Annotated in this window: 6 protein-coding genes and 1 tRNA gene; 3 read left to right on the plus strand and 4 right to left on the minus strand. The window is 65.3% G+C overall.

Annotated features, from left to right (window positions below):
* Positions 1-529: 529 nt before the first annotated feature.
* The gene (locus tag RAD15_RS17650) at positions 530-2,188 is read left to right on the plus strand and encodes a recombinase family protein (protein WP_458179419.1); all 1,659 of its coding nucleotides are present in this window, start codon (positions 530-532) and stop codon (positions 2,186-2,188) included.
* Here RAD15_RS17650 and RAD15_RS17655 read toward each other — a convergent pair.
* The 4 genes from RAD15_RS17655 to mnmA all read right to left on the minus strand — a co-directional run bounded on the left by RAD15_RS17655 (position 2,145) and on the right by mnmA (position 4,753).
* Positions 2,145-2,221: transfer RNA gene (locus RAD15_RS17655), tRNA-Met, on the minus strand. The genes RAD15_RS17650 and RAD15_RS17655 overlap by 44 nt on opposite strands.
* A 287-nt stretch (positions 2,222-2,508) precedes the next feature.
* Positions 2,509-2,865, minus strand: coding sequence for a hypothetical protein (locus tag RAD15_RS17660; RefSeq protein WP_458179408.1), 357 nt, complete (start codon positions 2,863-2,865; stop codon positions 2,509-2,511).
* A gap of 46 nt (positions 2,866-2,911) precedes the next feature.
* Positions 2,912-3,550, minus strand: a complete 639-nt coding sequence (locus RAD15_RS17665; protein ID WP_458179409.1) for a class I SAM-dependent methyltransferase — start codon at positions 3,548-3,550, stop codon at positions 2,912-2,914.
* Positions 3,551-3,571: 21 nt separating this feature from the next.
* A complete protein-coding gene (gene mnmA / locus RAD15_RS17670) occupies positions 3,572-4,753 on the minus strand; it encodes a tRNA 2-thiouridine(34) synthase MnmA (protein ID WP_458179410.1) in 1,182 nt (393 codons plus the stop codon).
* Positions 4,754-5,105: 352 nt separating this feature from the next.
* Between mnmA and RAD15_RS17675 the strand changes: the two genes are divergently transcribed.
* Together RAD15_RS17675 and RAD15_RS17680 are read left to right on the plus strand one after the other, a co-directional pair.
* Positions 5,106-6,752: a flagellar hook-length control protein FliK gene (locus RAD15_RS17675; RefSeq protein ID WP_458179411.1), complete on the plus strand. Its 1,647-nt coding sequence runs from the start codon at positions 5,106-5,108 to the stop codon at positions 6,750-6,752.
* Positions 6,753-6,765: 13 nt separating this feature from the next.
* On the plus strand, positions 6,766-7,473 hold the full coding sequence (locus RAD15_RS17680) for a flagellar hook assembly protein FlgD (protein WP_458179412.1): 708 nt from the start codon (positions 6,766-6,768) through the stop codon (positions 7,471-7,473).
* Positions 7,474-7,639 lie beyond the last annotated feature (166 nt).

A 7,639-nucleotide genomic window follows, 5' to 3' on the forward strand; every position in this document is an offset into this window, starting at 1 on the left:
ATATTGAAATCTCGTTGAGCGTCGTCGCTGAAACTGGATTAGTTGGCTACTGTGATGCGCTCGAACATTGAAGTTAGACCGACAGTTAATGAGATGTTGGTGACTGTTCACGTGAGTTAGTCGGGATCAATGGCACTTTGGCTAACTGTTACGTTGACTGTTTGACGCTGCACTGGCTGTTAGCGTTACGTTGGTTGGCGACTTTTTCATCAGCTTAACTCTGACGTAGGCGCCTCTCTCGCTACAACGGTCTAACAGACCATTCAGCGGCCACCACCTTCAAAGCTTGACAGGTTCGCAAGTGTAAGTGACGGGCGATGATCCTTAGGGGTCGGGCTCGTCAATCGCGCTCCGTCGACTGCTTTCAAAGCACCAAAATGTCTCTTGCGACTCCCATAATACCGCCGGATCGCCCCGACGAGGCCGTCTTGCGATATGTGCGGGAGCTTGCCAAACGGCACGCGCGCGAGGATCATGAGGCCGAGATCGCCGCCCGCCAAGCAGCCCGACTTGCGAGGAACGAAGACACATGATCCGCGCTTCGATCTACGCCCGTTTTTCGTCTGACCGCCAGAAAGATCGCAGTATCGACGATCAAGTTGCCCTGTGCCGCGACCTTTGCGCGCGCGAGGGCATGGCGGTGATCTCGACGTTTGAGGACCGCGCGATTTCCGGTTCGGCGGCCGTCAACCGCCCCGGCTTTCAAGCCCTGATGCAAGCCGCCGAGAGCGGACTGTTGGATGTCATCGTCGCCGAAGACATGGATCGGATCTTCCGCGATCAGGCCGATTATCATAACGTTCGTAAGCGTCTCGACTTTCTCCGCATCACGTTGCACACCGTTTCTGGTAGGGTTGGCGCGATTGACGGCGCCTTGCGCGCGTTAATGAGCGAGCAGTTCATCGAAAACCTACGAGTGCATACTCGGCGAGGTCTCGAAGGGGTCTTGCGCGACGGCAGGCACGCTGGCGGGCGCGCTTACGGCTACCGCGCTGTTAGAGACAAGCCCGGCCAGTTGGAGATCGTCGAAGAAGAGGCTGAGATTGTCCGCCGGATTTTCGCCGACTACGTCGCCGGCATGACGCCGCGCCAAATCGCGCACGACCTCAACAAACGTGGTGTGCGCCCTCCTCGTGGTCGGCAGTGGAATGGCTCGACCATCAACGGTCACGTTGCACGTGGCGGCGGCATGATCCTCAATGATCTGTATGCCGGTCGCATTGTTTGGAACAAGGTCAGGATGGTGAAGGATCCAACGACGGGCAAGCGCCTGTCACGATCCAATCCGAAAGAGCAATACAAGATCGTCCCGGCGCCCCACTTGCGCATCATCGACGACGAAACGTTCAAGGCTGCACAACGGATCAAGATCGAGCGGCGCCGCGACGCGACGCCGACAACCGCACAACAGGCGCGCGCGCCGAAGCGAGTGTTCTCCGGACTGCTCCGGTGTGGCTCGTGCGGGGGCGGAATGTCTTCGGTTGGCAGTGACCGCAAAGGTTTGCGGGTGCAGTGCTCGGCATACCGAGAAAGCGGATCGTGCGACAACGGCCGACGCGTCTATCTCGACGAAATCGAGGCGCTGGCGATCAAGGGATTGCGCCAGCACCTCACACTTCCCGAACTGCTCACCGATTATGTCGATGCCTATAACACCGAGCGCAAGCGCCTCAAGAAAGAGGCGAGCACCGAACGCACCCGGCTGGAACGGCGGCTCGGCGAGATAGGACGCGAGATGAAGCGGATCGTTGACTGCATCGTGGTCACCGGCATGCCACCGGAGCAGTTCGTCGGCCGGATGCAGGAGCTTGAGGCCGAGAAGGCCAACGTTATGGCGGGGCTCGAAAGCGCCAAAGAAAGCGACAACGTGGTCGCCCTGCACCCCAAGGCACTGGACCGCTACAAGCGGGCCGTGATGGAGTTGGCCGACGAGTTGAAGCGCGGCACCCCGGGCGAGTTTGCGACCATCCGCGAGTTGGTCACGGCGATCATCGTGCATGCCAGCCCTAGCCGACCGGGCGGCACAGGAACCAAAGCCGATGCCGAGGATGACCGGAGTGTGCGGATCGACATCAGAGGGCGCCTCGCCGCGCTCTGCGGCAATCCCGCCCTGTTTCCGAACATGGCTATGTCGGGGGGATTGTTGGTAGCGGGAGAGGGACTCGAACCCCCGACCCCAGGATTATGATTCCCGTGCTCTAACCAGCTGAGCTACCCCGCCACAGGGTCGCGAGCGGCGGAACGGCCGATCTCGCGAACGCGCGGCATATAAGGAAGGGGGCGGCGGGAAGTCAATCCGCCTTCGCTAAAAGCTTCGGCGGGACAAGGCGCGGAAGAGTAGAAAAGAGGTCGATTTCGGTGTCGAAATCGCTCGTTTTCCCACACCAGACTCGTGGAGAAGTCCCCCTCACCCGGAATCCGCGCTTTGCGCGGATTCCGGCCTCTCCCCGCATCCGCCTTCGCCAAGGCTTCGGCGGGACATGGCGGGGAGAGGCGAAGAAAGAGACCCTATTTCGGCCTCACATTCTGGTCGCCGCCGGGGCTGCCGGGGGGCGGGATGACGGGCATGGCGCCGTCGGTCGAGGGCGCGGGGGCGTGCATCTCGGGGTCGACGCCCGCGGGCGGGCAGAGCACGCCGTCGGATTTGGCGAGCTTGTCGCCGAGCGGTTCCCGGGACTGGCCGGTGGTGGTGCCGTCGGCCTGCCGGTTCGGGCGGTCCTGCGGCGTGCAATTGGCCGCATGTTGCGGGGATGGCGGCGCGGTCTGTTGCGGCGGCGTCGCCGGGGCGGGCGGAGCCTGCGCGATCGCGCTGCCGGAGGCGGCGATCAGGAGGCTGGCCAGGATGATGTTCGATGTCGTGCGCATGGGAGGGAAACGCGCAAGGCGTTCGCCCTGTTCCCGGCGCTCAACATTACGATTTGTGGTAGCGGATCAGCGAAAAGTGCCCCATCGGCGGCATCGGTCTCCGCTCGGTGAGCGTGACGCCGCCATGCCTGGCGGCCCAGGTGACGAGGCGGTCCCACGGGAATTCCGGGCGCCAGCCGAGGCGGCGGGCGACGGGGGCGAAGGCGAGCTCGAACAGTTTTCGCGGGCCCGCCTCGGCGCCGATGTGGTTGACCAGGATCAACTCGCCGCCGGGCTTGAGCACGCGCACGAACTCGTCGAGCGTGCCTTCGGGATCGGGCACGGCGGTGATGACATATTGCGCGACCACCGCGTCGAAGAAGTTTTCCGGGAAGGCGAGGTTTTTCGCATCCATCACCGAGAGCACTTCGACGTTGCTGAGCCTGAGCGCGCGCACGCGCGCCTGCGCCTTGCGCAGCATCGGTTCGGAGATGTCGACGCCGCAGATCTTCGTGGTGCGCGAATAGTCGGAGAGCGACAGGCCGGTGCCGACGCCGACGTCGAGGATGCGGCCGCCGATGCGGTCGGCCTCGGCGATGGTCGACTGCCGTCCGGCGTCGAACACCTTGCCGAACACGAGATCATAGACCGGCGCCCAGCGGCCATAGGCCTTCTCGACCCCGGCCCGCGAGATGTCTGCTGCCATGCCCCCTGCCCCAGTATTTTTTTAGCCGCGCACCGCTTCAACGAGCGGCCTCGCTGCGTTGCTCGCGACCTTCGCGGCGGCGCTCTGGATGAAGCCGCCGCCGAGCACGCGCGCCTGGCCCGATGGCGCGTCGTAGAACACGCAGGCCTGGCCGGGCGAGACGCCCTCTTCGCCGGCGACGAGCTCGACTTCGTAATGGCCGTTGGCGCCGCGCAGCCACGCGGGCTGGGGGCTGCGCGTCGAGCGCACGCGCACGAACATCTCGAGGCCAGGGCCGATGGCGCGGTCGATGTCGCCGCCGCCGATCCAGTTGACGTCGCGCAAGGAGATGCGGTGCATCTTCAGCGCATCGCGCGGGCCGACGACGACGCGCCGGGTGGCCGCCTCCACCCGCACCACGAACAGCGGCGCGGATGCGGCGATGCCGAGGCCGCGGCGCTGGCCGACGGTGAAATTGGCGATGCCGTTGTGCCGGCCGAGCACGCGTCCCTCGAGATCGACGATGTCGCCGGGGTCCATCGCATTCGGCCTGAGGCGGGTGATGATGTCGGTGTAGCGGCCGGTCGGCACGAAGCAGATGTCCTGGCTGTCGTGCTTGTCGGCGACCGCAAGGCCGAAGCGCCGCGCGAGCTCGCGCGTCTCGGGCTTGGTCATGTCACCGAGCGGAAAGCGCAGGAAGTCGAGCTGCTCTTGCGTGGTCGCGAACAGGAAATAGCTCTGGTCGCGGTCGGCATCGGCGGCGCAGATCAGCGCGCGCGAGCCGTCAACGCGGCGGCGCGAGGCGACGTAATGGCCAGTGGCGAGCGCTTGCGCGCCGAGCTCGCGCGCGGTCTTCAGGAGGTCGCGGAATTTGACGCTGCGGTTGCACTCGATGCAGGGCACCGGCGTTTCACCGAGAGCATAGCTATCGGCGAAATTGTCGATGACGGATTCGCGGAAGCGATCCTCGTAGTCGAGCACGTAATGGGGAATGCCGAGCTTGGCGGCGACGTCGCGCGCGTCGTGGATGTCCTGGCCGGCGCAGCAGGCGCCCTTGCGATGGGTCGCCGCGCCATGGTCGTAGAGCTGCAGCGTGATGCCGACGACGTCGTAGCCTTCCGCCTTCAAGAGCGCAGCCGTCGTCGAGGAATCGACGCCGCCCGACATGGCGACGACGACCCTGGTGTCCTCAGGACGGCCTTCGAGATCCAGACTGTTGAGCATGGGCCTTCAAGCGTTGTGACGGCGGCGTGCGGCGATCCCGCGATTTCGGTGCTGTCTCGCGGGACGTCGGCGATCCCCGGGAACTTCAGTTCCCGAAAGGCACGACGGCCCGGTCGAAAGCGGCTGAGAGCTGTCTCTTTAATATAGGTGGCCTTCCGGTGAAGCAATCACGGGGGACACCAGCTTAGGGCAATTCTTGCCGGGGAGGCAGAAATGACGGGGTCGCGGAGGGGTGCGGGGCACCGGCCCCATCTTATCAAGGCATTGATTTTACTTGATAAAACATTGTCGCGCAGGGCTGGCCCGCTCCTTGCTACCCCCTGAAGCCGAAGATGTTTTCAAGGGGTCGCCTGTGGTCGGTCGGACGTCAGATGTAGTGGCCAGCGTGCAAGTCCAGAGCGCGTCGCAGAAGCCTGCCCGGTCGCAGGGCGCCAAAGACACGTCCGCGAGCGACTCGTTCGGCTCGCTGGTGGACAGCAACACCCAGGCGATCAGCAACAACGCGTCCGCGCAGGACACCGCGCCGCGCCGGAGCGACCCGGCCTCCTCGTCCTCGGACAAGACGCGCGACACCTCCTCCACCGACCAGTCCTCGCAGAGCAAGGCGAGCGACGACACCGACGCATCCGCGCCCGCCACGAGCGAGGCCAAGAACGATGCCAAGAACGATGCGGCGGGCGACCCGGCCAAGGACGCCGGCAAGATCAAGGACAAGACCAAGGACAAGTCCGAGACGTCAGATGCCAAATCGGCGGACAAATCCGACGAGACCAAGGGCGACAAGACCGACGGCACGGACGGCCTTGCCGCCGCCGATGCTGCCGCCGCCGCGCAGGTCGATGCGACGCAGATCGCCGTGCCCGATCCGAATGCGATCGTGGTGGCGGCACCCGCCGTGCACGTCGATCCGAACGCGGCCGCGAGCCCGGCCACGGACGCCGCCTCCTCGCCGTTGACGATCGCCGCCGCCGGCATCGCCGCCAGCGCCTCGACCGCGGCGCAGATCGCCGGCACCAAGCCCGATGCCGCGACATCAGGCGACAAGAGCGCCAAATCCGCCGGCGCCAAGGTCGATGCCGACACCTCGGCAACGCTCGGGGATACCGCCGCCGGGGTGACCGACGGCACGGCAACCGATGCCCAGGCCACCGCCGGACTGATCCCCGTCACCGCCCAGGGCACACCAAAAACGTCGTTCAAGGCCGCCGCCACCGCACAAGGCGCGAGCGACGTGTCCAATATCGGCCAGGGCGCCGGCCAGGCGAACGCGGCCGCGACGACGCAAGCGTCCGGCACCGCCGCGGCCACCAACGGCGCCGCGCATCCGCAAGCCGCCAAGTCGCAGGCAGATGGCAGCGCGACCGACGCGAAGCCCGGCGCTGCGGACCGTACGCCCGACGCGATCCCGGCCGCACCGGCCGCCCACGCCCATGCCGATGCGCAGGCCGCTTTCAACGCGACCGATACCAGCGCACAGGCCGCTTCCGCCGTTCAGGCCCCGCTGACCAATACGACCTCGACGGCGACCGCATCGACCGCGACGCTGACCGCGACCGCGGCCACCAATACGGCCGTGCCGATCAGCGGCGTGCCGATCGAGATCGCGGCCGCCGCGCGTGCCGGCAAGACCCGCTTCGACATCAGCCTCGATCCGATCGATCTCGGCCGTATCGACGTCCGCATCAATGTCGACCGCAACGGCCAGGTCACCTCGCATCTCACCATCGAGAAGCCGGAGACGCTGCAGATGCTGCGCCAGGACGCGCCGCAATTGCAGCGCGCGCTCGACGATGCCGGCTTCAAGACCGGCAGCAACGGATTGTCGTTCAGCCTGCGCGACCAGAATTCGTCGGGGCAGAACTCCGGCCAGAACAACGACAATGGCGGCAACGCCCGCCGCCTGATCATCAGCGACGAGGAAGCAGTTCCCGCGGCGACCGTGGGGCGCGGCTACGGCCGCATGCTCGGATCGAGCAGCGGCGTCGACATCAGAGTGTGAGGAGTATTCGACAATGACCACCACGAATGCCGCCACCGCCCCATCCGTCGTCTCCGGCACGACGCAGACGACGTCGTCCTCGTCGAGCTCGAACATGAGCTCGAGCACGGGATCGACGCTCGCCGGCAACTTCCAGACCTTCCTGACGCTGCTGACGACGCAGCTGCAGAACCAGAACCCGCTCGATCCGCTCGACACCAACCAGTTCACCCAGCAGCTGGTGCAGTTCGCCGGCGTCGAGCAGCAGCTCAAGACCAACGATTCGCTGGCCCAGCTGGTCACGCTGCAGCAGACCACGCAGGCGACCCAGGCGCTGGGCTTCGTCGGCAAGACCGCGCTGGTCGACGGCACGACCGCGACCATGACGAAGTCGTCGGCGACCTGGCATCTCAACGTGCCGACCGACTCGACCGTGGACATCACCGTCGCCAATTCCAGCGGCCAGACCGTGTTCACCGGCAAGTACACCGCCGCCGCCGGCACCGACATTCCCTTCACGTGGAACGGAGTGGGCAATGACGGCACGCAATGGCCCGACGGCAAGTACACGATCTCGGCCACCGGCAAGGACGTCGCGAACAACAATGTCGGCATCGCCGCGCAGGTGCAGGGCGTGGTGTCGTCGGTCGACCTGACCCAGTCGCCGCCGCTGCTCACCATCGACGGCGCCAGCTACACGATGAGCCAGGTGAAGAGCATCATCGCGACGAGCAGCAATTAAGGGGCTGGTGCTACACATTCGGTGTCGTCCCGGCCTAGTTGTGGTCTCTCAGGAGGTTGTCCATCTGGTCTGAACCGAGGAAGCTGAGGTTGCGAAGCTTCAGTGTTCCAAGGAGAGACCAGATGAACGTCCACAAGAATGCGCCTTTGACGCCTAAAGGTCGAGA

The sequence above is a fragment of the Bradyrhizobium sp. 14AA genome (assembly GCF_054185205.1).